Here is a 2066-nt window from a genome sequence, read left to right as displayed (position 1 = left end):
CCTCGTCCGCCCGCTCGGCCTGCCCCGCCGGGGTGAGCGCGTGCACCTCGTGGCCCTCGGCGCGCAGGACGGCCGCCACCTCGTCCCACGCCCACGCGCCGAGCCAGTACCCCGGCACCAGCACGAACGTCCCCCTACCGGCGGCGCCGCCCTCCGCGCCGGCCACCGCATCGGCCTTGGTGCCGGTGTTCACGTCAGCGTCCATGTCGATCGTTCTCCCTGGTCTCTCGGCGGGTACGACCGCACGCTACGGTGAATACCGGACGAGATCCGCCCGGATTAGGTGAGTGACCCGTGCCACAGCCGTCCCATCCGACGACCCGCGTCCTGGCGATGCTGGAGCTGCTGCAGGCCCACCACCGCATCGGCGGCGCCGAACTGGCCCGCCGCCTGGGCGTCGACGAGCGCACGGTCCGCCGCTACGCCGCCCGGCTGGACGACCTCGGCGTCCCCGTCGTCGCCGACCGCGGCCGGTACGGCGGCTACCGCCTCATGCCCGGCTACAAGCTGCCGCCGCTGATGCTCACCGACGAGGAGGCCGCCGCCGTCGTGCTCGGCCTGCTGGCCGGGCGCCGGATGGGACTGGCCGGCCAGGCCGCCGAGAGCGCCCTGGCCAAGGTCGAGCGCGTGCTGCCCGCCGCGCTGCGCGACCGCGTCCAGGCGCTGCGCGACACGCTGGGGTTCACCGGCCCCGACCGCGCGGCCGCCGCGCCCGACACCGGCGCCGTGCTCACCCTGGCCGCCGCGGCCCGCGGACGGCGCCGCGTCCGCCTGCGGTACCGGTCGTGGCGCGGCGAGGACACCGAACGGGACCTGGACCCCTACGGGCTGGTGCTGCACTCCGGCCGCTGGTACGTCACCGGCCGCGACCACCGCAGCGGCCAGGCCCGCACGTTCCGCGTCGACCGGATCGCCTCCGCCGAGCCGGGCGCCGAGACGTTCGAGGTCCCCGGCGACGCCGACCCCGTCCGGCAGGTCACCGCGTCGCTGGCGCGCGTCCCCTACGCCCACGAGGTCGAGGTCGTGCTGGACGCCGGCCTCGCCGACGCCCGCCGCCGGATCCCCGAGTCGGTCGCCCTGCTCGCCGAGGACCCCGGCGGGGGAGTGGTGATGACCATGCGCGCCGAGCGGCTGGACGGGGCCGCGCGGATGCTGGCCGGGCTCGGGTTCCCCTTCACCGTCCGCCGCCCCGCCGAACTGCGCGGCCACATCCGCGACCTGGCCAGGGCCCTGGAAGAGCAGGCCGCGCGGTGAGCCGCTTGCAGGGCCGCGCCGGCCGGGGGCGGCGGGTCAGGCGCCGGTGCGCTCGTCCCACTCGTGGCGCAGCATCGCGTAGATGACCTCGTCGCACCACTCGCCCTTGACCTTCTCGTTCTGCACCAGGTGCGCCTCGCGGCGCATCCCCAGCCGCTCCAGCACCCGCGCCGACGCGGCGTTGCGGCCGTCCAGGCGCCCGCACACGCGGTGCAGGTCCAGGCCCTCGAACCCCAGCCGCAGCACGACCTCGGCCGCCTCCGTCGCATACCCCTTGCCGTGGTAGGCGGGGTTGAAGATGTAGCCGATCTCGCCCTGCCTGTGCTCGCGGCTGCGCCACTGCAGGTTGACCTCGCCGATCAGCTCGCCGGTCTCGCGCCGCACCACCGCCAGGACGAGCCAATCGCCCTCCTTCTCCACGGTGGAGGCGCCCATCTTCTGCTTCAGGAACGCCCGTGACTCCTCCAGGCTGCGGGGCTCCCAGTACAGGAACCGCGCCACCTCCGGCAGGGACTGGTAGGCGTACAGGCCCTCGAGGTCGTCCTCGCGGAACGGCCGCAGGGTGAGCCGCTCGGTCTCGATCGGGTAGGCGGGACGGAGCATGCAGTGATCCTATTCAGGGTGTTCGGCCCCGTGCGACCCGTGCTTCCCCGGTAACTCCGCCCGTCCGGCCGCCCTAGGGCCGCCCGGACGGCGGACGCCCCCGGGTCGCGCCCGGCTCCCCGGCGCCCGCCCCGTCCCGCGCGTCGCCGTGCGGGCCGCCGCGTCCGGCGTCGCGCTCGGCCCCGTGTCCGGCATCGGATCCGGCGTCG

General features: G+C 75.8%; 2 protein-coding genes. One reads left to right on the top strand and one right to left on the bottom strand.

From position 1 onward, the window contains the following. Positions 1 to 294 precede the first annotated feature (294 nt). Positions 295 to 1254, top strand: a complete 960-nt coding sequence (locus ACIWVC_RS28345; protein WP_396452341.1) for a helix-turn-helix transcriptional regulator — start codon at positions 295 to 297, stop codon at positions 1252 to 1254. Between the two features lie 36 nt (positions 1255 to 1290). Here the strand turns inward: ACIWVC_RS28345 and ACIWVC_RS28340 are convergent, their stop codons facing one another. Continuing rightward, positions 1291 to 1857: a GNAT family N-acetyltransferase gene (locus ACIWVC_RS28340; RefSeq protein WP_396452343.1), complete on the bottom strand. Its 567-nt coding sequence runs from the start codon at positions 1855 to 1857 to the stop codon at positions 1291 to 1293. Positions 1858 to 2066 lie beyond the last annotated feature (209 nt).

Origin of the sequence: Actinomadura sp., assembly GCF_044508335.1 — a bacterium.
Classification (GTDB): Bacteria; Actinomycetota; Actinomycetes; order Streptosporangiales; family Streptosporangiaceae; genus Spirillospora.
This window is presented reverse-complemented; position numbering and strand designations above follow the sequence as displayed.